We start from the raw sequence: 25,934 nt of genomic DNA, 5'->3' as shown, positions 1-25,934 counted from the left end.
TTTTTTCTTGTAAACTACTGCTTAATCAGCTTTTGCGATAAGCTTTAATACTGTGGCTATACCACTCCTGCATTTCTTTTGATGGTGGTGTCATATAATCCCCATACATCTGGGTTAAAAATTGATCATATTTTTTAGGGACGGGCAACATACGGCCTTCAAACTCAGTTAAGATGAGTTCTTTAAAGGTATCAACTGGGAAGACTTCTTTCATTCCTTCTTTACCAATACCAATTCCTCCCTCATATTGAGGAGTGTTGGTTACAGCATTTTTGACTAGCTGATCAATTTTCTTGTAAAAGTAACGAGGATTGACAAATCGGAGGGCGTGCCAGCTACATAATCTTAGAAAATCTTTTAATTTGCTATCACCGTGAACTGCGCGTGATTTTTTGATATAAGCTAGTTGACGAAGGGCTACATACTTATAACTCTTGTCGACAATGCTCAAGTCTGTAAAGCGATCAATTGGGAAGACATCGATAAAGAGACTGGTGTCGTGACGCTTGTACTTAACATGGTCTTCGATAACAGTAGAAGTATCCAAAATCGATGCGAAATTATGGAAGTACCAAGAAGAAGTGTCGTAGGAGAGAACCTTATAACGTGGATGGTCTTCTTCCACAATAATTTTCAATAAGCGATCATAATCTTCACGATAGAGAGAAATATCAATATCATCGTCCCAGGGAATCATACCTTTGTGGCGGATAGCTCCAAGCATGGTTCCATAACTTAGAAAATAAGGAATATCATGTTTCTTACAAGTCTCATCAATATAGTTTAGCAGGGCTAGTTGAATTTCTTTAATTTCTTCTTTTTCTAAATACTGCATCCTAATCCTCCAATTTATAAGCGTGAAATTCATGACTGTAGAAGCGTTTTTCTTCTGGTGGTAGGGTCATATAATCTCCATAAAATTGCGTCAAAATAGTATCAAATTTTTCAGGTGCTGGAAGGCTTAAATTTTCAAAGGGTAAATCAATTGTTTTATCGAAGGTACCACTTGGGAAGACTTCCTTTTCCTTAAATTTAGAAGGGATAAAAGCCATATACTGCCCATTCTCACGATTATATTTTTGAATTTCTTTCTCGATTTTATTTGCAAAATAACGAGGAGAAACCGGTCGAAGGAGCAACCAAAAGGCTGTTCGTATCAAATCTTTTAAAAGGCTATCCTTATAGACAATATTTTTATGTTTACTGAAAGACAGAAGTTTGAAGCTTTCCAGTTTATAACAAGTATCAATGACCTTAGGATCATCAAAGCAATCCATAGGGAAAATATCGATAAAAACACCTGACTCATAGGTTTTTGTATTCCGAGTATCAATAATTTTAGTTGTACTGTCGGTTATTTTGATAAAGTTGTTAAAGTAGTTCTTATCAGTTTCTAAGGAAAGGAGCTTATATTTGTTTTTTTCCTTTTGAAAAATGTTTATAAATCGTTGGTAGTCTTCTCGAGGCATGGACAGATCGATATCGTCGTCCCAAGGAATAAAGCCCTGATGTCGAACTGCCCCAATCAGAGTACCGTAGTTAATAATATAGTTGATATTGTGCTTTTTACAGAGAGTATCAATATAATCCAAAATTTCTAATTCAATTTGTTTGGCATCTTCAATGGTTAGTTGTTTCATTCTATACTCCTAAGATTTTTTGAATTTATTTTTTAAGGCTAGGACATGGTTTAAAAATTCATAGAAAATGCTATCTTTGGTGAAGGCAAGTAGACCAATATAAGAGATGGCTGATAACAAGACAATCAAACCAGTATTAATCAAAAATGGCAAATTAATGACCATATCCACGGGATACAAGAAATTAATCAGGAAATAAATTCCTACAAAGGAAAGTGAAAAGAGCGAGTATCGAACAGTATAGCTAAAGATATGTCCTAAGTGGATGAGTTGTTTTCTATGGATGAAAATGATATAGAAAACAAGTAGAGAGGCCTCTGATAGCATAGTTGTCAGTAAGTAGTATTCAGGAGCCACGATGTGGTTGAAAAAGAGGAGACTATTTAAGCCCAAATTGAGTAATCCTGCAAAGACTGTATAGACTGTGATTCGTTTTTCATAGCCATTTGTAAAGAGAATTTGGGAACCAAGAATGGTATCTAAGGCCAGGATAATCGTACGAAAAGCGAAGAGAGAGGTTAAGATACCACCTCCGATATATTTTTCACTACCGTAAAGTAGGATGGCATTTGGTCCTAAAACCATGAGTCCAAAACTCAGTGGAATGATAAAGAAGTTAAAGATTCGACTGCCTCTGTTAACAAGTGCGACATAGGCTTCCTTATCGCCTTTTCCTAGATAGTAACTGAGACGAGGCACACTCACTCCGATAGCTCCTGTTACAACACCAGCTATAACGGTCACAATTCGTTGAGCCATGGTATAGTAACTAACGTTGACATCAATCCCTGTTTTAACGAGGAAGAGACGATCCAAAAAAGTGAAGAGCATATTGGCATTGGCAAAGACCAACATGGCTGTCAAAGGGAGAAAGAGCGGTTTAAAATCACTTATGTGAATCTTAACAAGCTTAATGTCTCTTTTAATCCAAAAATAACTAATCAGATAGTTAATCAGTGTCGATAAACTCATCACAAGTGTATAGACAACAATATCGTGTTCATTTTTGACAAACAGGAAAATAGAGACCAGCATCAGGATACGGATGAAGGCAGTCTTGTAAAAAAGAAAACTGTAATTTTCCAGAGCTTCATTGACCCACTCGATTGAAAAAATCTGGGCAATGAGTTGAATCCCCATAACAAGGTAGACCTTTTTGATGATTGGATTATCTGTAAAGAAGAGAGGATAGGCAAGGATATAGACAGCGGTGGTCAAAATCGTACAAGCTATGCACAAATAAAAAAGACTCGAGAAGGTTCTATTCAGATCTTTTTTGTTATCCTTGACATTACTGATGGCCCGTAAACCGTAGTTATAGACTCCATAAGTTGCAAAGGGTAAGAAAAATGACAAAATTGTGTCGACAGAGTTGAAGTAACCATAGTCAGTTCGGTCCAAGACACGCGCGACGTAGGTTCCAGTTAAGATGGGAAAAATAATATTTAAGACACGAATTCCCATGTAAGATAGAGCATTTAATTTTATACTTTTCATTCAATTTACCTCGTTTTTCATTATATCATAAAGTCAGCTAATAAGAAATGAAGGGCAGTAATACTCTTCGAAAATCAAATTTAAACCACGTCAGCGTCGCCTTACCGTATATATGTTACTGACTTCGTCAGTTCTATCTGCAACCTCAAAGCAGTGCTTTGAGCAACCTGCGGCCAGCTTCTAGTTTGCTTTTTGATTTTCCTTGAGTATAAGTCAAGCAATCACTTTGAAGTTTCAAAGTTTATTTTTAAGTTTTCTTTAAGGAAAGTATATTATTCTGAAGAACTCTAAAATTTCACAGCCATTTATTAGTAATGACTACAGAATTCCTGGTCATTACTAGAAATGGGTTAGTTTCTTTGAATAATAGAACTACTTAACCCTCCTATTCTAGAAAGGGAGGTCTAGTATTTCTTTCATGATAGGGCTAGATTGTGGTATAATAGAGAGAATAAGTTTTTTTAGTAAGACAAAGGAGAAAATAGATGATTTATGCAGGAATTCTTGCTGGTGGAACTGGTACTCGCATGGGAATTAGTAATTTGCCAAAACAATTTTTAGAGCTAGGTGATCGACCTATTTTGATTCATACAATTGAAAAATTTGTCTTGGAACCAAGTATTGAAAAAATTGTAGTTGGGGTTCATGGAGACTGGGTTTCTCATGCAGAGGATCTTGTAGATAAATATCTACCTCTTCATAAGGATCGTATCATCATTACAAAAGGTGGTGCTGACCGTAATACGAGTATTGAGAAAATCATTGAAGCTATTGATGCTTATCGTCCGCTTACTCCAGAGGATATCGTTGTTACCCACGATTCTGTTCGTCCATTTATTACACTTCGCATGATTCAGGACAATATCCAACTTGCCCAAAATCATGACGCAGTGGACACAGTGGTAGAAGCGGTTGATACTATCGTTGAAAGTACCAATGGTCAATTTATTACAGATATTCCAAATCGTGCTCACCTCTATCAAGGGCAAACGCCTCAAACATTCCGTTGCAAGGACTTCATGGACCTTTATGGCTCTCTCTCTGTTGAAGAGAAGGAAATCTTAACAGATGCATGTAAAATCTTCGTTATTAAAGGAAAAGATGTGGCCTTGGCCAAGGGTGAATACTCAAATCTGAAGATTACAACCGTAACAGATTTGAAGATTGCAAAAAGTATGATTGAGAAAGACTAGTAAAATGATTAATCAAATTTATCAACTAACTAAGCCTAAGTTTATCAATGTCAAATATCAGGAAGAGGCTATTGACCAAGAGAATCATATCCTCATCCGCCCTAATTATATGGCGGTCTGTCATGCGGATCAGCGTTACTACCAAGGAAAACGTGATCCCAAGATTTTGAATAAAAAGCTTCCAATGGCAATGATTCACGAGTCATGTGGAACCGTTATTTCTGACCCGACGGGAACCTACGAGGTTGGTCAAAAGGTTGTTATGATTCCTAATCAGCCTCCTATGCAGAGTGATGAAGAATTCTATGAGAACTACATGACAGGTACTCATTTCTTGTCTAGTGGATTTGATGGCTTTATGAGAGAGTTTGTTTCTCTTCCTAAAGATCGTGTGGTGGCTTATGATGCTATCGAAGATACGGTTGCAGCCATTACAGAGTTTGTCAGTGTCGGCATGCACGCTATGAATCGTCTATTGACCCTTGCTCATAGCAAGCGGGACCGAATCGCCGTTATCGGAGATGGAAGTTTAGCATTTGTGGTTGCCAATATTATCAACTATACTTTGCCAGAAGCAGAGATTGTGGTTATTGGTCGTCATTGGGAAAAGTTGGAACTCTTCTCATTTGCCAAAGAATGCTATATTACTGATAATATTCCTGAAGATTTGGCCTTTGACCATGCTTTTGAGTGTTGTGGTGGTGATGGTACTGGACCAGCTATTAATGATTTGGTTCGCTATATTCGTCCTCAGGGAACGATTCTTATGATGGGAGTTAGTGAGTATAAAGTCAATCTCAATACACGCGATGCCTTAGAAAAAGGCTTGCTCTTGGTTGGGTCCTCTCGTTCTGGTCGCATTGATTTTGAAAATGCAATCCAAATGATGGAAGTCAAGAAATTTGCCAATCGTCTTAAAAATATCCTTTATCTAGAAGAACCTGTAAGAGAAATTAAAGATATTCATCGTGTCTTTGCTACCGACTTAAACACAGCCTTTAAAACCGTGTTTAAGTGGGAAGTATAGGTGCTGGAGGTTAATTGTGGAGAAAATCATTAAAGAAAAAATTTCTTCCTTACTTAGTCAAGAAGAGGAAGTCCTCAGTGTTGAACAACTGGGGGGAATGACCAATCAAAACTATTTGGTCAAAACAACAAATAAGCAATACATTGTTAAATTCTTTGGTAAAGGGACAGAAAAGCTGATCAATCGTCAAGATGAAAAGTACAATCTTGAACTACTAAAGGATTTAGACTTAGATGTAAAAAATTATCTTTTTGATATTGAAGCTGGTATAAAAGTAAATGAGTATATCGAATCTGCGATTACGCTTGATTCAACGTCAATCAAGACCAAATTTGACAAAATTGCTCCAATTTTACAAACTATCCATGCATCTGGCAAGGAATTAAGGGGAGAATTTGCTCCTTTTGAAGAAATCAAAAAATACGAATCCTTGATTGAAGAAAAAATCCCTTATGCCAACTATGAAGCCGTTCGAGAAGAAGTCTTCTCCTTAGAGAAAAGACTGGCTGACTTAGGTGTTGACAGAAAATCTTGTCATATCGATTTGGTGCCTGAAAACTTTATCGAATCACCTCAAGGACGTCTATATCTGATTGACTGGGAATATTCATCAATGAACGATCCAATGTGGGATTTGGCTGCCCTCTTTTTAGAGTCTGAATTCACACGTCAAGAGGAAGAAGCTTTCTTATCTCACTATGAGAGTGAACAAACTCCTGTCTCTCGTGAAAAGATTGCCATTTATAAAATTTTACAAGATGCTATTTGGAGTCTATGGACTGTCTATAAGGAAGAGCAAGGCACAGATTTTGGTGACTATGGTGTGAATCGTTACCAAAGAGCTGTTAAAGGTTTGTCATATTATGGAGGTTCAGATGAAAAATAAAAATGGAGTTTCTTTTGGTCTACTCTCAGGTATTTTCTGGGGTTTAGGTCTAACGATTAGTGCTTATATCTTTTCGATTTTTACAGATTTGTCGCCCTTTGTGGTGGCCGCTGCTCACGATTTCTTGAGTATCTTTATCTTACTAGTTTTTCTCTTGGTGAAAGAAGGAAAAGTTCGTCTCTCAATTTTCTTAAATATTCGCAATGTTAGTGTGATCATCGGAGCCTTATTAGCAGGCCCTATCGGTATGCAGGCCAATCTTTACGCAGTTAAGTATATTGGAAGTTCCTTAGCTTCATCTGTATCGGCTATTTACCCTGCGATTTCAGTTTTATTGGCTTTCTTCTTTTTGAAGCACAAGATTTCGAAAAATACTGTGTTTGGGATCGTCTTGATTATTGGAGGGATTATTGCTCAGACCTATAAGGTTGAACAGGTTAATTCTTTCTACATTGGGATTCTTTGTGCTTTGGTTTGTGCCATTGCATGGGGGAGTGAAAGTGTCCTTAGCTCCTTTGCCATGGAAAGTGAATTAAGTGAAATCGAAGCTCTCTTAATCCGTCAAGTAACTTCATTCTTATCCTATCTTGTGATTGTGCTCTTCTCTCATCAGTCATTTGCAGAAGTGGCCAATGGACAATTGCTAGGTCTCATGATTGTCTTTGCAGCCTTTGATATGATTTCCTACTTGGCTTATTATATCGCTATCAATCGCTTGCAACCAGCCAAGGCTACAGGCTTGAATGTGAGCTATGTAGTATGGACAGTCTTGTTTGCTGTTGTTTTCTTGGGTGCACCGCTAGATATGTTGACAATTATTACGTCACTTGTCGTCATTGCTGGAGTTTATATTATTATTAAAGAATAAAGGAGATTCGTGTGAAAGCTATCATCTTAGCAGCGGGATTGGGAACTCGCTTGCGTCCTATGACTGAAAATACCCCTAAAGCCTTGGTTCAGGTTAATGAAAAACCTTTGATTGAATACCAAATTGAGTTTCTAAAAGAAAAAGGTATCCATGATATCATCATCATCGTTGGTTACCTTAAAGAACAATTCGATTACTTAAAAGAAAAATATGGTGTTCGCCTCGTTTTCAATGATAAATACGCTGACTACAATAACTTTTACTCTCTCTATCTTGTAAAAGAAGAGTTGGCTAACAGCTATGTTATTGATGCGGATAACTATCTCTTCAAAAATATGTTCCGCAATGATTTGACACGTTCGACTTATTTTAGTGTTTATCGTGAAGATTGTACCAACGAATGGTTCTTGGTCTATGGAGATGACTATAAGGTTCAAGACATTACTGTTGATAGCAAAGCTGGTCGCATTCTTAGTGGTGTATCCTTCTGGGACGCTCCAACTGCAGAAAAGATTGTCAGCTTTATCGACAAGGCTTATGCAAGTGGCGAGTTTGTTGATCTCTACTGGGACAATATGGTTAAGGATAACATCAAAGAGTTAGATGTCTATGTTGAAGAATTAGAAGGCAATAGCATCTATGAAATCGATAGTGTCCAAGACTATCATAAATTAGAAGAAATTCTTAAAAACGAAAATTAAAGATTCCAACATCTGGCTAAAATAGTCGGATGTTTTTTTGATTTTTTACGAATAAATAGATGAGTAGAAAAAGAAATGGAGTTATTTATGAAAATCACAAACTATGAAATCTATAAGTTAAAAAAATCAGGTTTGACCAATCAACAGGTTTTGGCAGTTCTAGAATACGGTGAAAATGTTGATCAAGAACTGTTGTTAGGTGATATTGCAGAAATTTCAGGTTGCCGAAATCCAGCTGTTTTTATGGAACGTTATTTTCAGATAGACGATACGCATTTGGAGAAGGAGTTTCAAAAATTTCCATCTTTCTCTATTTTAGATGACTGTTATCCTTGGGATTTGAGTGAAATATATGATGCGCCTGTACTTTTATTTTACAAGGGAAACCTGGATCTCTTGAAATTTCCTAAGGTAGCAGTCGTGGGAAGTCGTGCTTGTAGCAAACAGGGGGCTAAGTCAGTTGAAAAAGTCATTCAGGGCATGGAAAATGAACTGGTTATCGTCAGTGGATTAGCCAAGGGAATTGACACAGCAGCTCATATGGCAGCCCTGCAGAATGGTGGAAAAACCATTGCAGTGATTGGAACAGGACTGGATGTGTTTTATCCTAAAGCCAATAAACGCTTGCAAGACTACATCGGCAATGATCATCTGGTTCTCAGTGAATATGGACCTGGCGAACAACCTCTTAAATTTCATTTTCCTGCCCGTAATCGCATCATTGCTGGACTTTGTCGTGGCGTGATTGTAGCAGAGGCTAAGATGCGCTCAGGTAGTCTCATTACCTGTGAGAGGGCAATGGAAGAAGGACGCGATGTTTTTGCTATTCCTGGTAGCATTTTAGATGGACTATCAGACGGTTGCCATCATTTGATTCAAGAAGGTGCAAAATTGGTCACAAGTGGGCAGGATGTTCTTGCGGAATTTGAATTTTAATACTCTTCGAAAATCTCTTCAAACCGCGTCAGCTTCACCTTGCCGTACTCAAGTACAGCCTGCGGCTAGCTTCCTAGTTCACTCTTTGATTTTCATTGAGTATAAGAAGAAAGTCCGCTTACTAGACAAACTTTTCTTCTATATATAGGAGCTAAGTCTTGACAGTTATGGCAAAATGGTTTACACTTTATAAAGTTTATTACTTTGAAAAGGTGTGATACTGTGGCTACGGCAACAAAAAAGAAAAAATCAACAGTTAAAAAAAATCTAGTAATCGTGGAGTCGCCTGCTAAGGCCAAGACGATTGAAAAATATCTCGGCAGAAACTACAAGGTTTTAGCCAGTGTCGGTCATATTCGGGATTTGAAGAAATCCAGTATGTCCGTCGATATTGAAAATAATTATGAACCGCAATATATTAATATCCGAGGAAAAGGTCCTCTTATCAATGACTTGAAAAAAGAAGCTAAAAAAGCTAATAAAGTCTTTCTGGCGAGTGACCCGGACCGTGAAGGAGAAGCGATTTCTTGGCATTTGGCTCACATTCTCAACTTAGATGAAAATGATGCCAACCGTGTGGTCTTCAATGAAATCACCAAGGATGCGGTCAAAAATGCTTTTAAAGAACCTCGCAAGATTGATATGGACTTGGTCGATGCCCAACAGGCTCGTCGTGTTTTGGACCGCTTGGTAGGGTATTCGATTTCGCCTATTTTGTGGAAAAAGGTCAAGAAGGGCTTGTCAGCAGGTCGCGTTCAGTCCATTGCGCTTAAGTTAATCATTGACCGTGAAAATGAAATTAATGCCTTCCAACCAGAAGAATACTGGACAATTGATGGTGTTTTTAAAAAGGGAACCAAGCAATTTCAAGCTTCCTTCTATGGAGTGGATGGCAAAAAGCTGAAATTGACTAGCAATGATGAGGTCAAGGAAGTCTTGTCTCGTCTGACTAGTAAGGATTTTTCAGTGGATCAGGTAGATAAGAAAGAGCGCAAACGCAATGCTCCTTTACCCTATACCACTTCATCCATGCAGATGGACGCTGCCAATAAAATTAACTTCCGTACTCGAAAGACTATGATGGTTGCCCAACAGCTTTATGAAGGGATTAATATTGGTTCTGGTGTTCAAGGTTTGATTACCTATATGCGTACCGATTCGACTCGTATCAGTCCTGTAGCGCAAAATGAGGCAGCAAGCTTCATTACGGACCGTTTTGGTAGTAAGTATTCTAAGCATGGTAGCAAGGTCAAAAATGCTTCAGGAGCTCAGGATGCCCACGAGGCTATTCGCCCGTCTAGTGTTTTTAATACACCTGAAAGCATCGCTAAGTATCTGGACAAGGATCAGCTTAAGCTTTATACTCTTATCTGGAATCGTTTTGTGGCTAGCCAGATGACAGCTGCTGTCTTTGATACCATGGCTGTTAAATTGTCGCAAAATGGAATTCAATTTGCTGCTAATGGTAGTCAGATTAAGTTTGATGGTTATCTTGCCATTTATAATGATTCTGACAAGAATAAGATGTTACCAGATATGGCTGTTGGAGATGTGGTTAAACAGGTCAATAGCAAACCAGAGCAACATTTCACCCAACCGCCTGCTCGTTATTCTGAAGCGACCCTGATCAAGACCTTGGAGGAAAATGGGGTTGGACGTCCGTCAACCTACGCTCCAACCATTGAAACCATTCAGAAACGTTATTATGTTCGCCTTGTAGCCAAACGTTTTGAACCGACAGAGTTGGGGGAAATTGTTAACAAGCTCATCGTTGAATATTTCCCAGATATCGTAAATGTGACCTTTACAGCTGAAATGGAAGGCAAGCTGGATGATGTCGAAGTCGGAAAAGAGCAGTGGCAACGTGTCATTGATGCCTTTTACAAACCATTCTCCAAAGAAGTCGCCAAGGCTGAAGAAGAAATGGAAAAAATCCAAATCAAGGATGAACTGGCTGGATTTGACTGTGAAGTGTGTGGTAGTCCAATGGTCATTAAACTTGGTCGTTTTGGTAAGTTCTACGCTTGTAGCAATTTCCCAGATTGTCGTCATACCCAAGCAATCGTAAAAGAAATCGGTGTAGAGTGTCCAAGTTGTCATCAGGGACAAATCATTGAGCGTAAAACAAAACGTAACCGCCTCTTCTATGGTTGCAATCGCTATCCAGACTGTGAGTTTACCTCTTGGGACAAGCCTGTTGGTCGTGATTGTCCAAAGTGTGGCAATTTCCTCATGGAGAAAAAAGTCCGTGGTGGCGGCAAGCAGGTTATTTGTAGCAAGGGTGATTACGAGGAAGAAAAGATTAAATAAGAAGAGAGTCCTGAAAGTGAATTTCAGGCTTTTTTGGTTAGAACTTGACAAAATTCATCATTTTATGCGAAACTAGAAGAAGATTATTTTAACTAGGAGAAGTTATGCGTCTTATCTATTTGATAATTGGTTTTTTATCACTGGCTTTGGCTATTGTTGGGGTTGTCTTGCCCTTGTTGCCTACAACCCCTTTTCTTTTGTTGTCTATTGCTTGTTTCTCAAGAAGTTCCAAGCGCTTCGAAGACTGGCTTTATCATACCAAGCTCTATCAAGCATATGTAGCTGATTTTCGCGAGACTAAGTCTATTGCGCGTGAACGCAAGAAAAAAATCATTGTATCTATCTACATCTTGATGGGAATTTCCATTTATTTTGCTCCTCTCTTACCAGTCAAAATCGGTCTGGGAGCTTTGACCATCTTTATCACCTATTATCTCTTCAAGGTCATTCCAGACAAAGAATAGTTAAAATAGTAGTTATTTGCCTTGATAAAATTGAAAGCATATTCACAACAATATGATATAATAAATTTAAAGTAATCTTCAAGGAGAATCAAATGATTTACGAATTTTGTGCTGAAAATGTGACCTTGCTTGAAAAAGCGATGCAGGCTGGAGCTCGTCGAATCGAACTTTGTGACAATCTAGCAGTTGGTGGGACAACTCCCAGCTATGGAGTGACCAAGGCAGCGGTTGAATTGGCAGCTAACTACGATACAACCATCATGACCATGATTCGTCCACGTGGTGGCGACTTTGTCTATAATGAACTAGAAATTGCAATTATGCTAGAAGACATTCGGTTGGCTGCTCAGGCTGGAAGTCAAGGAGTTGTATTTGGGGGTTTAACTGCTGATAAGAAGTTGGATAAGCCTAATCTTGAAAAGTTAATTGCTGCATCAAAAGGAATGGAAATTGTCTTCCACATGGCCTTTGATGAATTGAGTGATGATGATCAACTGGAAGCTATTGACTGGCTTAGTCAAGCTGGAGTTACTCGTATCCTAACTCGTGCTGGTGTGTCTGGAGATTCACTAGAGAAACGTTTTGCTCACTATCACAGAATTTTGGAACACGCTAAAGGTAAAATTGAAATTCTACCAGGTGGGGGGATTGACCTTGACAACCGTCAAATCTTTATCGACCAACTGGGAGTGACACAATTACATGGTACTAAGGTTGTCTTTTAAAAAATAGAAAGGAACTGCTGCTTAGGGTAGCAGTTTTCACTTATGTTTGAAATTTTTAAATCCTATCAGTTTAATCAAGAAAAAGCTCATGCCTATGGTTTTGTAAAAAATGGGGAAGTCTGGACTTATAGTTGCCAGATTTTGCAGGGTGACTTTGTCATGACTGTGTCCATCACTACTGATAATGTGAGTTTTCAGGTATTTGATCAGGAGACTGGTGACCTCTATCCTCAAGTCCATATGGAAAGCATGAGGGGAAGTTTTGTAGGAAGTGTCCGTGAGGCTTGTTTGGAGATTCTTTACCAGATTCGGAAGGCTTGTTTTGAGGTACAGGATTTTATCTGCCCTCAGACTAAGCGAATCATGACTCAAGTTCAGGAACAGTATGGTAATCAGTTGGAGTATTTGTGGGAGAAATCGCCTGATACGGCAGTGTTAAGACACGAAGGCAATAAAAAGTGGTATGCCGTCTTGATGAAAATCTCTTGGGATAAGCTGGAAAAGGGCAGAGAAGGACAGGTGGAAGCAGTCAACCTCAAACATGACCAAGTAGCTGACTTACTTTCACACAAAGGCGTTTATCCAGCTTTTCATATGAATAAACGTTACTGGATTAGTGTGGCGCTTGATGATACTTTATCAGATAAAGAAGTGTTGGAATTGATAGAAAAAAGTTGGAACTTAACCACTAAAAAATGAAACATTTCAAGGATTTTCAAGAACTTTCAATTAGCAAAATATTCTCTACTGAAGAAATTTTCAGAAAATATTGGATTTTTTCTTGACAAGTACTTTTGTCTATGCTAAAATACTAAACAAGATATCAAACGAAGGAGAAAGTCAAACATGAAAACAGCTAAGTTTAATCAATTCGCTTTGTTGTTGAGGTACTCGGGCTAGTGCAAAAAGCATTAGTCCTGTTTGGCTTACCAAGCGGGAGTGAATCAACATCTCGCTTGGACTTCTAAGCGAGATGTTTTTTTAAAAACCACATTTGGAAAAGGGGAAATCTTATGAGAACAGTTGAATTTCTAGATACCAGCCTTCGGGATGGAGAGCAGACACCTGGCGTTAATTTTTCAATCAAGGAAAAAATTGCCATTGCAAGACAGCTTGAAAAATGGGGCATTTCAGCAATTGAAGCTGGTTTTCCAGCGGCTAGCCCAGACTCATTTACAGCAGTGCAGGAGATTGCTAAGGTCTTGAAGAAAACGGCGGTGACTGGTTTGGCACGTTCGGTCAAGTCTGATATCGATGCTTGTTATGAGGCGCTCAAGGATGCCAAGTATCCACAGGTTCATGTCTTTATCGCTACTAGTCCGATTCATCGTAAGTATAAGCTCAATAAGAGCAAGGAAGAGATTCTAGAAGCTATTAAGGAGCATGTTTCCTATGCACGTTCTAAGTTTGAAGTGGTCGAATTCTCTCCTGAGGATGCGACTAGAACAGAGTTGGATTTCCTCTTACAAGTTGTTCAAACAGCGGTTGATGCAGGTGCAACTTATATCAATATCCCTGATACGGTAGGATTTACCACACCAGAGGAATACGGAGCTATCTTCAAATACTTGATTGAGAATGTCAAGACAGATCGTCAGATCATCTATTCGCCTCACTGTCATGATGATCTTGGAATGGCAGTGGCTAATAGTCTTGCTGCCGTCAAGAATGGGGCAGGACGTGTTGAAGGAACTATCAACGGTATTGGGGAGCGAGCTGGAAATGCTGCTTTGGAAGAAATTGCAGTGGCCCTCAATATTCGCCAAGATTACTATCAAGCAGAAACCAGTATTGTCCTAAATGAAACAATAAATACGTCAGAAATGGTTTCTCGATTCTCTGGTATTCCAGTTCCTAAAAACAAGGCTGTGGTTGGTGGCAATGCCTTTTCTCACGAATCTGGTATTCACCAAGATGGAGTCCTTAAAAATCCTCTTACTTATGAGATTATCACACCTGAATTGGTTGGTGTTAAGAGCAATAGCCTTCCGCTTGGAAAATTGTCTGGTCGCCATGCCTTTGTTGAAAAACTAAGAGAACTGGCCTTAGACTTTACAGAAGAGGATATCAGACCACTCTTTGCTAAGTTCAAGGCATTGGCCGACAAGAAACAAGAAATCACAGATGCAGATATTCGTGCTCTGGTAGCTGGAACCATGGTTGAAAACCCTGAAGGATTCCACTTTGATGATTTACAACTTCAAACTCATGCAGATAATGACATCGAAGCGCTCGTTAGCCTAGCTAATATGGATGGTGAGAAGGTCGAATTTAATGCGACGGGGCAAGGTTCCGTTGAAGCAATCTTTAACGCTATCGATAAGTTCTTTAACCAATCTGTCCGCTTGGTATCCTATACTATTGACGCTGTGACAGATGGAATTGATGCCCAAGCTCGGGTTTTGGTTACTGTTGAAAACAGAGATACAGAAACCATATTTAACGCAGCAGGCCTTGATTTCGATGTGTTGAAGGCTTCGGCTATTGCTTACATCAATGCCAATACCTTTGTTCAAAAAGAGAATGCTGGTGAGATGGGACGCAGTGTTTCCTATCGTGACATGCCTAGTGTGTAAAGGAGAATGCTATGACAAAAAAAATAGTAGCCCTAGCAGGGGACGGAATTGGTCCAGAAATCATGGAGGCTGGTTTAGAGGTTCTGGAAGCTATAGCTAAACAAACAGGCTTTGACTATGAAATAGACAAACGACCTTTTGGAGGTGCAGGAATTGATGCAGCAGGCCATCCTTTACCTGATGAAACCCTCAAGGTATGTCGCGAAGCAGATGCTATTCTCCTAGCGGCTATCGGTAGTCCTCAGTATGATGGAGCAGCGGTTCGGCCTGAACAAGGCTTGCTGGCTCTCCGTAAGGAACTCAATCTTTACGCTAATATTCGCCCTGTAAAAATCTTTGACAGTCTCAAGCATTTGTCACCACTAAAACCAGAACGAATTGCTGGGGTGGACTTTGTTGTGGTGCGTGAGTTGACCGGCGGGATTTACTTTGGAGATCATATCCTTGAAGAGCGCAAAGCGCGTGATATTAACGACTATAGCTATGAGGAAGTAGAGCGGATTATTCGTAAGGCCTTTGAAATTGCAAGCAATCGCAGAAAAATCGTTACTAGTATTGATAAGCAAAATGTGTTGGCAACATCAAAACTCTGGCGGAAAGTAGCTGAGAAGGTCTCACAGGATTTCCCAGATGTAACCTTGGAGCACCAGCTAGTCGACTCAGCTGCCATGCTTATGATTACCAATCCTGCTAAGTTTGATGTCATCGTGACGGAGAATCTTTTCGGAGATATTCTATCTGATGAATCAAGCGTTCTATCTGGCACACTTGGGGTTATGCCATCAGCCAGTCATTCTGAAAATGGACCAAGTCTCTATGAACCTATTCACGGTTCAGCACCTGATATTGCTGGTCAAGGAATTGCCAATCCTATCTCTATGATTTTATCAGTGGCCATGATGCTGAGAGACAGCTTTGGACGTTATGAGGATGCAGAGCGTATCGAGCTTGCTGTTGAGGCAAGTTTGGCAGCTGGAATTTTAACGAGAGATATAGGAGGACAGGCTTCGACCAAGGAAATGACGGAAGCTATTATTGCAAGGTTATGAAGTTAGACGAAAAAATTACTCTAGTCCTTTTGATTTGGAATGTCATGGTTTTCTTGATTTACGGCATTGACAAATCTAAGGCAAGGAGACGTACTTGGCGAATCCCAGAGAAAATCTTACTCATTTTAGCCTTTACTTGTGGTGGTTTTGGGGCCTGGTTAGCAGGAATCATCTTTCACCACAAGACTCGAAAATGGTATTTTAAAACAGTTTGGTTTCTCGGGATAGTGTCCACACTAGTAGCCTTATATGTTATTTGGAGGTAATGGATGGCAGGAAAATCGATTTTTGATAAATTATGGGACCGTCATGTCATCACAGGAGAAGAGGGGCAGCCCCAACTCATGTATGTGGATCAGCACTATATTCATGAAGTGACCAGTCCTCAAGCTTTTCAAGGATTACGAGATGCAGGGCGCAGATTGAGACGACCAGACTTGACATTTGGAACCTTTGACCACAATGTCCCGACGGTCAATATCTACGATATTCGAGATGTCATTTCCAAGGCTCAAATTGATAAGCTTGCTGAAAATGTTGAGGAGTTTGGGATTGAACATGCGGCCCATGGTTCTGAAAAACAGGGAATCGTGCACATGGTAGGTCCAGAAACAGGAAGAACTCAACCAGGAAAATTCATTGTCTGTGGAGACAGCCATACGGCAACCCATGGAGCTTTTGGAGCCATCGCCTTTGGGATTGGGACTAGTGAGGTTGAGCATGTCTTCGCTACCCAGACCCTCTGGCAGGTTAAACCTAAGAAAATGTTGGTTGAATTCACTGGAGTTCCTCAAAAAGGAGTTTATTCCAAGGATTTCATTTTAGCCTTGATTGCCAAGTACGGCGTTGCTTGTGGTGTTGGCTACGTGGTTGAATATCGTGGACAAGCTATTGATGCACTGAGCATGGAAGAGCGAATGACCATCTGCAATATGTCCATCGAGTTTGGATCCAAGATGGGAATCATGAATCCGGACCAAACCACCTATGATTATCTCAAGGGACGGGAATGTGTTCCAGAGGACTTTGAAGAGGCTGTGGCAGATTGGAAGACCCTTGTCAGTGATGAGAATGTCGTTTACGATAAGGTTATCCAGATGGATGTCTCAGACCTTGCTCCTATGGTGACCTGGGGAACCAACCCTGCTATGGGGGTTGACTTTGACAGTAGTTTCCCAGAAATTAAGGATATGAATGATGAACGAGCCTACAATTATATGGATTTGGAACCAGGTCAAAAGCCAGCAGATATTGAACTAGGTTATATCTTTATCGGCTCTTGTACCAATGCTCGTCTCAGCGATTTGCAACTGGCTGCGCGATTTGTTAAAGGGAAGAAAATTGCTTCCAACTTAACGGCTATCGTGGTTCCAGGCTCTCGTCCTGTGAAACGAGCTGCTGAAAAGTTGGGCTTGGACAAGGTCTTTCTAGATGCTGGTTTTGAGTGGAGAGACCCAGGTTGCTCTATGTGCCTAGGGATGAATCCTGACAAGGTTCCAGATGGCGTTCACTGCGCCTCAACCAGCAATCGAAATTTTGAAGACAGACAAGGCTTTGGCGCTAAGACTCATCTCTGTAGTCCAGCTATGGCAGCTGCGGCAGCTATTGCAGGGCGTTTCGTAGATGTTCGGCAAATGCCAGAAGCCCAGTAAGGAGAGGATATGGAGAAATTTACAGTTTATACGGGAACGACTGTTCCTCTTATGAATGATAACATTGACACTGACCAAATCCTTCCCAAGCAGTTTCTCAAGTTAATTGATAAAAAAGGTTTTGGTAAGTACCTCATGTATGCTTGGCGTTATCTGGATGACAAGTATACTGAGGACCCAGACTTTGTCTTTAACCGACCTGAATATCGCAAAGCCAGTATTCTCATTTCAGGGGATAACTTCGGAGCAGGGTCTTCGAGGGAACATGCAGCTTGGGCCTTAGCAGACTATGGTTTTAAGGTCGTGATTGCAGGGTCTTTTGGGGATATTCATTACAATAATGAACTCAATAATGGCATGTTGCCCATTGTTCAGCCCAGAGAGGTTCGAGAGAAACTAGCCCAGCTAAAACCAACCGACCAGGTAACTGTGGACTTGGAACAACAAAAAATCATCTCACCCGTTGGAGAATTTACTTTCGAAATCGATAGCGAGTGGAAACATAAACTCTTAAATGGTTTGGATGATATCGGTATTACTTTGCAGTATGAAGATTTGATTGCTGCTTATGAAAAACAACGTCCAGCCTATTGGCAGAATTAGAAGAAAAATAGAAAAGGAAATAGAACTATGACAAAACACATTCAATGGAACGGAACACTTTCACAAGAAGGCTATGACATTTTAAAAGGTGAGAGCGGTTGTATTGTTTGCCCTACTAAAGTTGGTTACATCATCATGACTAGCGATAAGGCAGGACTTGAACGCAAGTTTGAAGCTAAAGAGCGTAACCGTAACAAACCAGGTGTTGTTCTCTGCGGTAGCATGGATGAGCTTCGCGCTTTAGCACAACTCAACCCAGAAATTGAAGCCTTTTACCAAAAACATTGGGACGAAGACATTCTTCTTGGTTGTATCCTTCCTTGGAAACCAGAAGCCTTTGAAAAACTAAAAGCATATGGGGATGGCCGTGAAGAACTTATGACTGACGTGCGTGGTACTAGCTGCTTTGTTATCAAATTTGGGAAAGCTGGTGAACAATTGGCTGCCAAACTTTGGGAAGAAGGCAAGATGGTATACGCTTCATCTGCAAACCCATCTGGAAAAGGAAATCGTGGTAAGGTAGAAGGAATTGGAGAACGTATCGAAGGCGCAGTGGACCTTGTTATCGAGGCAGACGACTATGTGGCATCTATCCAGCCTGACAAAACGATTGAAACTCGCTACGAGCAAGGTGTGATGGTCTCTATGGTCGATAAAGACGGCAAACTCATCCCAGAACAAGGAGGAGCACGCTCAACTTCACCAGCTCCAGTTGTAATCCGCAAAGGGCTTGATATTGATAAGATTATGATGCACTTGTCAGATACCTTTAACTCATGGGACTACCGTCAGGGTGAGTATTATTAGAATGTAGAAGAAGTGGGGAGAAAATAATCTCTCCTCTTTCTTTTGTTTTTTAATATAAGTAAAATCCGAACAATATATTTTTGTTTATAAGATAATTTGACAAAAGCTGTACTTTGATTTATAATTAATTAAGGAAACGTCGGAAAAGGCGTAGGGATGCGAGAGCATAGGTAGGTCATTACAAAAGAAACGAGACATCGATATGTTAAATGAATTTCCAATTTTTGATTACGAAGATATTCAATTGATTCCAAATAAATGTGTCATTAAAAGCCGTGCAGAAGCGGATACAAGTGTCACTTTAGGAAATCACACCTTTAAACTACCTGTTGTGCCAGCTAATATGCAGACTATTTTAGATGAAAATGTAGCAGAGCAACTAGCTAAAGGTGGTTACTTCTACATTATGCACCGTTTTGATGAGGCAGGACGTATTCCTTTTATTAAGCGTATGCATGATCAAGGTCTCATTGCTTCTATTTCTGTCGGTGTTAAGGACTATGAGTATGATTTCGTGAGCCAGCTTAAGGCTGATGCTCCTGAGTACATCACGATTGACATTGCCCATGGTCATGCGGATAGCGTAATTTCTATGATTCAACACATCAAGAAAGAATTGCCAGATACTTTTGTTATTGCTGGAAATGTGGGAACACCAGAAGCTGTGCGTGAATTAGAAAATGCTGGTGCGGATGCTACTAAGGTCGGAATCGGTCCAGGTAAGGTTTGTATTACCAAGGTTAAGACTGGTTTTGGTACAGGTGGTTGGCAGTTGGCTGCTCTACGCTGGTGTGCCAAGGCTGCACGTAAACCGATTATTGCTGATGGAGGAATTCGTACTCACGGTGATATTGCCAAGTCTATTCGTTTTGGTGCCAGCATGGTTATGATTGGTTCCCTCTTTGCAGGACACATCGAAAGTCCAGGAAAAACGATTGAAGTCGATGGTGAACAGTTCAAAGAATATTACGGTTCAGCCTCACAATATCAAAAAGGTGCTTACAAAAATGTGGAAGGCAAACGTATCTTGCTTCCTGCTAAAGGTCATCTGCAAGACACTTTAACTGAGATGGAACAAGACCTTCAAAGTGCTATTTCCTATGCAGGTGGACGTCAGGTTGCTGACCTTAAACATGTTGATTATGTTATCGTGAAAAACTCCATCTGGAATGGGGATGCTTCCCACTAAGACGGGCTATCTCACTAGAAAAAAACTTGTTATTAGAGCAAATTTCTGTTATAATAAAACAAGTTTCCACCCTTAGTGTAATGGATATCACGTAAGATTCCGGTTCTTGAGATGGGGGTTCGATTCCCTCAGGGTGGATGTAAACATCCTAAAAAAGCCTTTAATAGGGCTTTTTATTTATCCTGCCTCAAATCTGCCCCTAATACTCTTCGAAAATCAAATTCAAACCACGTCAGCGTCGCCGTACCGTACTCAAGTACAGCCTGCGGCTAGCTTCCTAGTTTGCTTTTTGATTTTCATTGAGTATAAAACTGAAAATCTTATTTTAAAGAATACCCAAATGTTTTCCAGTCTCGTTTTAAAGTGACTCAGGGGGCTTTTTTTGATATAATAAAAAGGACTGTTATCAGTTAGAAAGAGGTTGGTATGAAAGAATTACAAACTGTACTAAAGAACCATTTTGCAATCGAATTTGCAGACAAAAACTTACTGGAGACTGCCTTTACTCATACGAGTTATGCCAATGAGCACCGCCTCTTAAAAATTTCACACAATGAACGCTTGGAATTTTTAGGAGACGCTGTTCTACAGTTATTGATTTCAGAATATCTGTATAAAAAATATCCTAAAAAGCCTGAAGGTGATTTGTCCAAACTCCGTGCCATGATTGTTCGCGAGGAGAGTTTGGCTGGTTTTGCGCGTGATTGCCAGTTTGATCAATTTATCAAGTTGGGTAAAGGGGAAGAAAAATCTGGTGGTCGCAATCGTGATACCATTCTTGGTGATGCCTTTGAAGCCTTTCTTGGTGCCCTCCTTTTGGACAAGGATGTGGCCAAAGTCAAGGAATTTATCTACAAAGTCATGATTCCTAAGGTTGAAGCAGGCGAATTTGAGATGATTACAGACTACAAAACCCATCTCCAAGAGTTACTTCAGGTCAATGGCGATGTGGCTATTCGTTATCAGGTGATTTCTGAAACGGGTCCTGCCCATGATAAGGTCTTTGATGTAGAAGTTCTTGTCGAAGGTAAGAGCATCGGTCAAGGTCAAGGTCGTTCTAAGAAATTAGCAGAGCAGGAAGCTGCCAAAAATGCCGTTGAGAAAGGGCTGGATTCATGTATTTAAAGGAAATCGAAATTCAGGGATTCAAGTCTTTTGCTGATAAGACCAAGGTCGTTTTTGACCAAGGTGTGACGGCAGTTGTTGGACCCAATGGATCTGGAAAGTCAAATATTACAGAAAGTCTGCGTTGGGCCTTGGGGGAGTCAAGTGTTAAGAGTCTCCGTGGTGGTAAGATGCCTGATGTCATTTTTGCTGGAACTGAAAGTCGCAAACCGCTCAATTATGCTTCTGTAGTTGTGACTTTGGATAATCATGACGGATTTATCAAGGATGCAGGTCAAGAAATCAGGGTAGAACGTCATATCTATCGCAGTGGAGATAGCGAATATAAGATTGACGGAAAGAAAGTCCGTCTGCGTGATATTCAGGACCTTTTCTTGGATACTGGATTGGGACGAGATTCCTTCTCCATCATTTCCCAAGGGAAGGTTGAGGAGATTTTTAATTCCAAGCCTGAGGAACGCCGAGCTATTTTTGAAGAAGCTGCTGGAGTTTTAAAATACAAGACTCGCAGAAAAGAAACTGAGAGTAAACTACAACAAACTCAGGATAATCTAGACCGCTTAGAGGATATTATCTATGAGTTGGATAATCAAATCAAGCCTCTTGAGAAGCAAGCTGAAAATGCCCGTAAGTTTTTAGATTTGGAAGGTCAACGCAAGGCTATTTACTTGGATGTCCTTGTTGCTCAAATCAAGGAAAATAAGGCTGAACTAGACTCGACAGAAGAAGAGTTGACTCAGGTTCAGGAACTCTTGACGAGCTACTACCAAAAGCGTGAAAAATTAGAAGAAGAAAATCAAGCTCTTAAAAAGCAACGCCAAGATTTACAGGCTGAAATGTCCAAAGACCAAGGCAGTTTGATGGATTTGACCAGTCTGATTAGTGATTTAGAGAGAAAATTAGCCCTATCGAAATTAGAATCTGAGCAAGTAGCCCTGAATCAACAGGAAGCACAAGCTCGTTTGGCTGCTTTGGAGAATAAGAGAAATGCTCTAAGTCAGGAAAATACTGAAAAAGAAAGCTCTTTAGCCCTCTTAGAAGAAAATCTAGTCCAAAATAATCAAAAACTCAATCGAATAGAGGCTGAATTGCTGGCTTTTTCAGATGATCCTGATCAAATGATTGAGCTCTTGCGTGAACGGTTTGTAGCTCTTTTACAAGAAGAAGCGGATGTCTCAAACCAACTCACCCGCATCGAGAATGAGTTGGAAAATAGTCGTCAGCTTTCTCAAAAACAAGCAGATCAATTAGAAAAGCTGAAAGAACAGTTGGCTACAGCTAAAGAGAAGGCTAGTCAGCAAAAAGACGAGCTTGAAACTGCCAAGGAGCATGTTCAGAAATTATTGGCCGACTACCAAGCTATTGCCAAGGAGCAAGAGGATCAGAAATCTTCCTATCAGGCTCAACAAAATCAACTCTTTGACCGTCTGGATAATCTCAAAAACAAGCAGGCTAGAGCCCAAAGTTTGGAAAATATCCTGAGAAATCATAGTAACTTTTATGCAGGTGTTAAGAGTGTTCTCCAAGAAAAAACCCGCCTTGGTGGAATTATTGGTGCTGTTAGTGAGCACCTGACTTTTGATGTGCATTATCAAACTGCCCTAGAGATTGCGCTTGGAGCCAGCAGTCAGCATATCATCGTAGAAGATGAAGAGGCAGCAACCAAGGCGATTGATTTCCTTAAACGAAACAGAGCCGGTCGTGCGACTTTCCTTCCTTTGACCACTATTAAGGCGCGTACGATTTCTAGTCAGAACCAAGATGCTATCGCTGCAAGTCCGGGATTTCTGGGTATGGCAGATGAGTTGGTGAAATTCGATACTAGACTGGAAGCTATTTTTAAGAATTTGTTAGCTACGACAGCAATTTTTGATACTGTAGAACACGCGCGTGTAGCAGCTCGCCAGGTTCGTTATCAGGTTCGTATGGTGACTTTGGACGGTACAGAGTTGCGCACAGGTGGTTCCTATGCAGGTGGAGCCAATCGTCAGAACAACAGCATCTTCATCAAGCCAGAGCTGGAGCAACTGCAAAAAGAAATTGCTGAAGAAGAAGCAAGCTTGCGTTCAGAAGAGTCGAGTATTAAGACCTTGCAAGACCAGATGGCTGCATTGACAGAAAGATTAGAAGCTATTAAATCTCAAGGAGAGCAGGCTCGTATTCAGGAGCAGGGCTTGTCCCTTGCTTATCAGCAAACTAGTCAGCAAGTTGAAGAACTGGAAACTCTTTGGAAACTCCAAGAAGAGGAATTAAATCGTCTTTCTGAGGGAGATTGGCAAGCGGATAAGGAAAAATGTCAAGAGAGCCTTACTACAATCGCCAGTGAAAAGCAAAATCTGGAAACTGAGATTGAAGAAATTAAGTCTAACAAAAATGCCATCCAAGAGCGTTATCAGAACTTGCAAGAACAGGTAGCGCAAGCTCGCTTGCTTAAGACAGAACTGCAAGGGCAAAAACGTTATGAAGTAGCTGATATTGAGCGTTTAGGCAAAGAATTGGACAATTTAGATATAGAACAAGAGGAAATCCAGCGTCTTCTTCAAGAAAAGGTTGACAATCTTGAGAAAGTTGATACAGATTTGCTCAGTCAACAGGTAGAAGAAGCCAAAACTCAGAAAACAAACCTCCAACAAGGTTTGATTCGCAAGCAGTTTGAGTTGGATGATATAGAAGGTCAGCTGGATGATATTGCCAGTCATTTGGATCAGGCTCGCCAGCAGAATGAAGAGTGGATTCGCAAGCAAACTCGTGCTGAAGCCAAGAAAGAAAAGGTCAGCGAGCGCTTGCGCCATCTACAAAGTCAATTAACAGACCAGTATCAGATTAGCTATACTGAAGCACTAGAAAAGGCACATGAATTGGAAAACCTCAATCTGGCAGAGCAAGAGGTGCAGGATTTAGAGAAGGCTATTCGCTCACTGGGTCCTGTCAACTTGGAAGCTATTGACCAGTACGAAGAGGTTTACAATCGTTTGGATTTCTTGAATAGCCAACGTGATGATATTTTGTCAGCGAAAAACTTGCTCCTTGAGACCATCACAGAGATGAATGATGAGGTCAAGGAACGCTTTAAATCCACCTTTGAAGCTATTCGTGAGTCCTTTAAAGTGACCTTCAAGCAGATGTTTGGTGGAGGTCAAGCAGACCTGATTTTGACTGAGGGAGACCTGCTGACAGCTGGTGTTGAGATTTCTGTTCAACCACCAGGCAAGAAAATCCAGTCTCTTAATCTCATGAGTGGAGGGGAAAAAGCCCTATCGGCTCTTGCCTTGCTCTTCTCCATTATCCGAGTTAAGACTATCCCGTTTGTTATCTTGGATGAGGTAGAGGCTGCGCTGGACGAAGCCAATGTTAAACGCTTTGGAGATTACCTCAACCGTTTTGACAAGGACAGCCAGTTTATCGTTGTGACACACCGTAAGGGAACCATGGTAGCGGCTGATTCTATCTATGGAGTGACCATGCAAGAATCAGGTGTGTCAAAAATTGTTTCGGTCAAGTTAAAAGATTTGGAAGAAACAGTAGACTAGTTACCAAACGATAGCATCTCTTAGGGGATGCTATTTTTTAAAACTAACATCTTGAATAATTTTTTAAGGTCAGTTCAGGGGCAAAAAACGACATTTGGGCTTTCCTTTTAGCGAAAAGGCTTTCTCTATGATATAATAGTTTCATGATTACAACAGTACCTATAAAAAATGAAAAAGACATCGCAGTACCGGATAAAACAGTTCTTGTATTAGGCTATTTTGACGGTATTCATAAAGGACATCAGAAGCTTTTTGAAGTAGCTAGCAAGGCTTCGATGAAAGAATATCTACCAGTTGTCGTGATGACCTTTACAGAGTCACCTAAGCTTGCTTTGCAACCTTACAAGCCAGAATTAATGCTTCATATTGTTAGCCATGAAGAACGAGAACATAAGATGAAATGGCATGGAGTAGAGGCTCTTTTCTTACTTGACTTTAGTAGTAAATTTGCTAGTTTAACGGGTCAAGAGTTCTTTGATACCTATGTTAGAGCATTAAAACCAGCGATTATTGTAGCGGGATTTGATTACACGTTTGGTTCTGATAAGAAAACTGCGGATGATTTGAAGGACTATTTTGATGGAGAAATCATCATTGTTCCTCCTGTTGAGGATGAAAAGGGGAAAATTAGTTCTACTCGTATTCGTCAAGCTATTCTTGATGGAGATGTCAGGGAAGCTGGTCATTTACTTGGCACTCCTCTACCGTCACGTGGAATGGTTGTTCATGGCAATGCTCGTGGACGGACTATCGGTTACCCAACAGCAAACTTAGTTTTAAGAGATCGAACCTATATGCCAGCAGATGGTGTTTACGTAGTCGATATCGAAGTGCAGCGTAAAAGATATCGTGGAATGGCGAGTGTCGGGAAAAATGTTACTTTCGATGGAGAAGAGCCACGTTTTGAAGTCAATATTTTTGATTTTTCAGATGATATTTACGGTGAAACAGTTATTGTCTACTGGCTAGACCGTGTTCGTGAAATGGTCAAATTTGACTCTGTTGAAGAACTGGTAGATCAACTCCAGAAAGATGAAGAAATTGCTCGGAATTGGAAGGATGCTGAGTAGGAAATCGGAGTTTTATATAAAATTATCCATACTTTAGATTCTTATTTCTAAATAGAAAAAGTAGCCCTTTCCAGGCTACTTTTTTA

23 protein-coding genes and 1 tRNA gene are annotated in these 25,934 nt (G+C 40.3%); 21 read left to right on the top strand and 3 right to left on the bottom strand.

The genetic code is table 11. From position 1 onward, the window contains the following. Nucleotides 1–25 precede the first annotated feature (25 nt). Genes ACLNCV_RS09535 through tacF form a run of 3 tightly spaced genes read right to left on the bottom strand, consistent with a single transcriptional unit; the run spans nt 26 to nt 3,137 of the window. Nucleotides 26–835, bottom strand: coding sequence for a LicD family protein (locus tag ACLNCV_RS09535; protein WP_424845146.1), 810 nt, complete (start codon nt 833–835; stop codon nt 26–28). A gap of 1 nt (nt 836) precedes the next feature. Beyond that, nucleotides 837–1,640, bottom strand: a complete 804-nt coding sequence (locus ACLNCV_RS09530; RefSeq protein ID WP_049546496.1) for a LicD family protein — start codon at nt 1,638–1,640, stop codon at nt 837–839. A 9-nt stretch (nt 1,641–1,649) separates the two neighbouring features. After that, on the bottom strand, nt 1,650–3,137 hold the full coding sequence (gene tacF / locus ACLNCV_RS09525) for a type IV teichoic acid flippase TacF (RefSeq protein ID WP_084926574.1): 1,488 nt from the start codon (nt 3,135–3,137) through the stop codon (nt 1,650–1,652). A 485-nt stretch (nt 3,138–3,622) separates the two neighbouring features. Between tacF and ACLNCV_RS09520 the strand changes: the two genes are divergently transcribed. The 21 genes from ACLNCV_RS09520 to ACLNCV_RS09420 all read left to right on the top strand — a co-directional run bounded on the left by ACLNCV_RS09520 (nt 3,623) and on the right by ACLNCV_RS09420 (nt 25,848). Then, complete coding sequence (locus ACLNCV_RS09520; RefSeq protein WP_153199027.1) at nt 3,623–4,330, top strand: IspD/TarI family cytidylyltransferase; 708 nt, start codon at nt 3,623–3,625, stop codon at nt 4,328–4,330. 4 nt (nt 4,331–4,334) lie between these two features. After that, nucleotides 4,335–5,357, top strand: a complete 1,023-nt coding sequence (locus ACLNCV_RS09515) for a ribitol-5-phosphate dehydrogenase (protein WP_000609878.1) — start codon at nt 4,335–4,337, stop codon at nt 5,355–5,357. 16 nt (nt 5,358–5,373) lie between these two features. Further along, nucleotides 5,374–6,243 (top strand): choline kinase LicA, encoded by an 870-nt coding sequence (gene licA / locus ACLNCV_RS09510; protein ID WP_049544120.1) that lies wholly within the window; start codon nt 5,374–5,376, stop codon nt 6,241–6,243. Beyond that, nucleotides 6,233–7,111: a DMT family transporter gene (locus tag ACLNCV_RS09505; protein WP_049501802.1), complete on the top strand. Its 879-nt coding sequence runs from the start codon at nt 6,233–6,235 to the stop codon at nt 7,109–7,111. The genes licA and ACLNCV_RS09505 overlap by 11 nt, the downstream gene beginning before the upstream one ends. 11 nt (nt 7,112–7,122) lie before the next feature. Continuing rightward, complete coding sequence (locus tag ACLNCV_RS09500) at nt 7,123–7,812, top strand: sugar phosphate nucleotidyltransferase (RefSeq protein ID WP_084926570.1); 690 nt, start codon at nt 7,123–7,125, stop codon at nt 7,810–7,812. An 87-nt stretch (nt 7,813–7,899) separates the two neighbouring features. After that, nucleotides 7,900–8,748, top strand: coding sequence for a DNA-processing protein DprA (dprA, locus tag ACLNCV_RS09495; RefSeq protein ID WP_084926569.1), 849 nt, complete (start codon nt 7,900–7,902; stop codon nt 8,746–8,748). A gap of 222 nt (nt 8,749–8,970) precedes the next feature. Further along, nucleotides 8,971–11,058, top strand: a complete 2,088-nt coding sequence (gene topA / locus ACLNCV_RS09490; protein ID WP_261028727.1) for a type I DNA topoisomerase — start codon at nt 8,971–8,973, stop codon at nt 11,056–11,058. A gap of 104 nt (nt 11,059–11,162) precedes the next feature. After that, the gene (locus ACLNCV_RS09485) at nt 11,163–11,522 is read left to right on the top strand and encodes a YbaN family protein (RefSeq protein ID WP_001237214.1); all 360 of its coding nucleotides are present in this window, start codon (nt 11,163–11,165) and stop codon (nt 11,520–11,522) included. A 92-nt stretch (nt 11,523–11,614) separates the two neighbouring features. Then, nucleotides 11,615–12,247, top strand: a complete 633-nt coding sequence (locus ACLNCV_RS09480) for a copper homeostasis protein CutC (RefSeq protein WP_261008948.1) — start codon at nt 11,615–11,617, stop codon at nt 12,245–12,247. A 42-nt stretch (nt 12,248–12,289) separates the two neighbouring features. After that, nucleotides 12,290–12,946: an MmcQ/YjbR family DNA-binding protein gene (locus tag ACLNCV_RS09475; RefSeq protein ID WP_261126731.1), complete on the top strand. Its 657-nt coding sequence runs from the start codon at nt 12,290–12,292 to the stop codon at nt 12,944–12,946. A 314-nt stretch (nt 12,947–13,260) separates the two neighbouring features. Continuing rightward, a complete protein-coding gene (locus ACLNCV_RS09470; protein ID WP_261126733.1) occupies nt 13,261–14,823 on the top strand; it encodes a 2-isopropylmalate synthase in 1,563 nt (520 codons plus the stop codon). An 11-nt stretch (nt 14,824–14,834) separates the two neighbouring features. Then, a complete protein-coding gene (gene leuB / locus ACLNCV_RS09465; protein WP_261126736.1) occupies nt 14,835–15,872 on the top strand; it encodes a 3-isopropylmalate dehydrogenase in 1,038 nt (345 codons plus the stop codon). Next, nucleotides 15,869–16,138 carry a DUF1294 domain-containing protein gene (locus ACLNCV_RS09460; protein WP_261126739.1) on the top strand — a complete coding sequence of 90 codons (270 nt, stop codon included), beginning with the start codon at nt 15,869–15,871 and terminating at the stop codon, nt 16,136–16,138. Before leuB ends, ACLNCV_RS09460 begins: the two co-directional genes overlap by 4 nt. Before the next feature lie 3 nt (nt 16,139–16,141). Continuing rightward, a complete protein-coding gene (gene leuC, locus ACLNCV_RS09455) occupies nt 16,142–17,524 on the top strand; it encodes a 3-isopropylmalate dehydratase large subunit (RefSeq protein WP_261126741.1) in 1,383 nt (460 codons plus the stop codon). A 9-nt stretch (nt 17,525–17,533) separates the two neighbouring features. Continuing rightward, nucleotides 17,534–18,127 carry a 3-isopropylmalate dehydratase small subunit gene (gene leuD, locus ACLNCV_RS09450; protein WP_159803784.1) on the top strand — a complete coding sequence of 198 codons (594 nt, stop codon included), beginning with the start codon at nt 17,534–17,536 and terminating at the stop codon, nt 18,125–18,127. A 27-nt stretch (nt 18,128–18,154) separates the two neighbouring features. Continuing rightward, nucleotides 18,155–18,934, top strand: coding sequence for an L-threonylcarbamoyladenylate synthase (locus tag ACLNCV_RS09445; RefSeq protein WP_261028742.1), 780 nt, complete (start codon nt 18,155–18,157; stop codon nt 18,932–18,934). A 202-nt stretch (nt 18,935–19,136) separates the two neighbouring features. Further along, the gene (locus tag ACLNCV_RS09440; RefSeq protein WP_000931164.1) at nt 19,137–20,123 is read left to right on the top strand and encodes a GMP reductase; all 987 of its coding nucleotides are present in this window, start codon (nt 19,137–19,139) and stop codon (nt 20,121–20,123) included. 66 nt (nt 20,124–20,189) lie between these two features. Next, nucleotides 20,190–20,261, top strand: a tRNA-Arg gene (locus ACLNCV_RS09435). Nucleotides 20,262–20,549: 288 nt separating this feature from the next. Continuing rightward, nucleotides 20,550–21,248 carry a ribonuclease III gene (rnc, locus tag ACLNCV_RS09430; RefSeq protein ID WP_023944176.1) on the top strand — a complete coding sequence of 233 codons (699 nt, stop codon included), beginning with the start codon at nt 20,550–20,552 and terminating at the stop codon, nt 21,246–21,248. Continuing rightward, complete coding sequence (smc, locus tag ACLNCV_RS09425; protein WP_424845145.1) at nt 21,239–24,778, top strand: chromosome segregation protein SMC; 3,540 nt, start codon at nt 21,239–21,241, stop codon at nt 24,776–24,778. The genes rnc and smc overlap by 10 nt, the downstream gene beginning before the upstream one ends. A 143-nt stretch (nt 24,779–24,921) precedes the next feature. Beyond that, nucleotides 24,922–25,848: a bifunctional riboflavin kinase/FAD synthetase gene (locus tag ACLNCV_RS09420; protein WP_150922389.1), complete on the top strand. Its 927-nt coding sequence runs from the start codon at nt 24,922–24,924 to the stop codon at nt 25,846–25,848. Nucleotides 25,849–25,934 lie beyond the last annotated feature (86 nt).

Source organism: Streptococcus sp. CL5.50 (genome assembly GCF_049738015.1).
Taxonomy (GTDB): Bacteria; Bacillota; Bacilli; order Lactobacillales; family Streptococcaceae; genus Streptococcus; species Streptococcus mitis_CA.
The sequence above is the reverse complement of the archived record's forward strand: the minus strand, read 5'-3'. Positions and strand labels throughout refer to the sequence as shown.

Bases quoted from the DNA above. Each gene is read 5' to 3' on its own strand.
- ACLNCV_RS09445 (WP_261028742.1), top strand. From the start codon at position 18,155: ATGACAAAACACATTCAATGGAACGGAACACTTTCACAAGAAGGCTAT.
- smc (WP_424845145.1), top strand. From the start codon at position 21,239: ATGTATTTAAAGGAAATCGAAATTCAGGGATTCAAGTCTTTTGCTGAT.
- leuC (WP_261126741.1), top strand. From the start codon at position 16,142: ATGGCAGGAAAATCGATTTTTGATAAATTATGGGACCGTCATGTCATC.
- ACLNCV_RS09480 (WP_261008948.1), top strand. From the start codon at position 11,615: ATGATTTACGAATTTTGTGCTGAAAATGTGACCTTGCTTGAAAAAGCG.
- ACLNCV_RS09530 (WP_049546496.1), bottom strand. From the start codon at position 1,640: ATGAAACAACTAACCATTGAAGATGCCAAACAAATTGAATTAGAAATT.
- leuD (WP_159803784.1), top strand. From the start codon at position 17,534: ATGGAGAAATTTACAGTTTATACGGGAACGACTGTTCCTCTTATGAAT.
- ACLNCV_RS09470 (WP_261126733.1), top strand. From the start codon at position 13,261: ATGAGAACAGTTGAATTTCTAGATACCAGCCTTCGGGATGGAGAGCAG.
- rnc (WP_023944176.1), top strand. From the start codon at position 20,550: ATGAAAGAATTACAAACTGTACTAAAGAACCATTTTGCAATCGAATTT.
- ACLNCV_RS09505 (WP_049501802.1), top strand. From the start codon at position 6,233: ATGAAAAATAAAAATGGAGTTTCTTTTGGTCTACTCTCAGGTATTTTC.
- ACLNCV_RS09475 (WP_261126731.1), top strand. From the start codon at position 12,290: ATGTTTGAAATTTTTAAATCCTATCAGTTTAATCAAGAAAAAGCTCAT.
- leuB (WP_261126736.1), top strand. From the start codon at position 14,835: ATGACAAAAAAAATAGTAGCCCTAGCAGGGGACGGAATTGGTCCAGAA.
- ACLNCV_RS09420 (WP_150922389.1), top strand. From the start codon at position 24,922: ATGATTACAACAGTACCTATAAAAAATGAAAAAGACATCGCAGTACCG.
- tacF (WP_084926574.1), bottom strand. From the start codon at position 3,137: ATGAAAAGTATAAAATTAAATGCTCTATCTTACATGGGAATTCGTGTC.
- dprA (WP_084926569.1), top strand. From the start codon at position 7,900: ATGAAAATCACAAACTATGAAATCTATAAGTTAAAAAAATCAGGTTTG.
- ACLNCV_RS09515 (WP_000609878.1), top strand. From the start codon at position 4,335: ATGATTAATCAAATTTATCAACTAACTAAGCCTAAGTTTATCAATGTC.
- ACLNCV_RS09485 (WP_001237214.1), top strand. From the start codon at position 11,163: ATGCGTCTTATCTATTTGATAATTGGTTTTTTATCACTGGCTTTGGCT.
- ACLNCV_RS09535 (WP_424845146.1), bottom strand. From the start codon at position 835: ATGCAGTATTTAGAAAAAGAAGAAATTAAAGAAATTCAACTAGCCCTG.
- ACLNCV_RS09440 (WP_000931164.1), top strand. From the start codon at position 19,137: ATGTTAAATGAATTTCCAATTTTTGATTACGAAGATATTCAATTGATT.
- ACLNCV_RS09520 (WP_153199027.1), top strand. From the start codon at position 3,623: ATGATTTATGCAGGAATTCTTGCTGGTGGAACTGGTACTCGCATGGGA.
- ACLNCV_RS09460 (WP_261126739.1), top strand. From the start codon at position 15,869: ATGAAGTTAGACGAAAAAATTACTCTAGTCCTTTTGATTTGGAATGTC.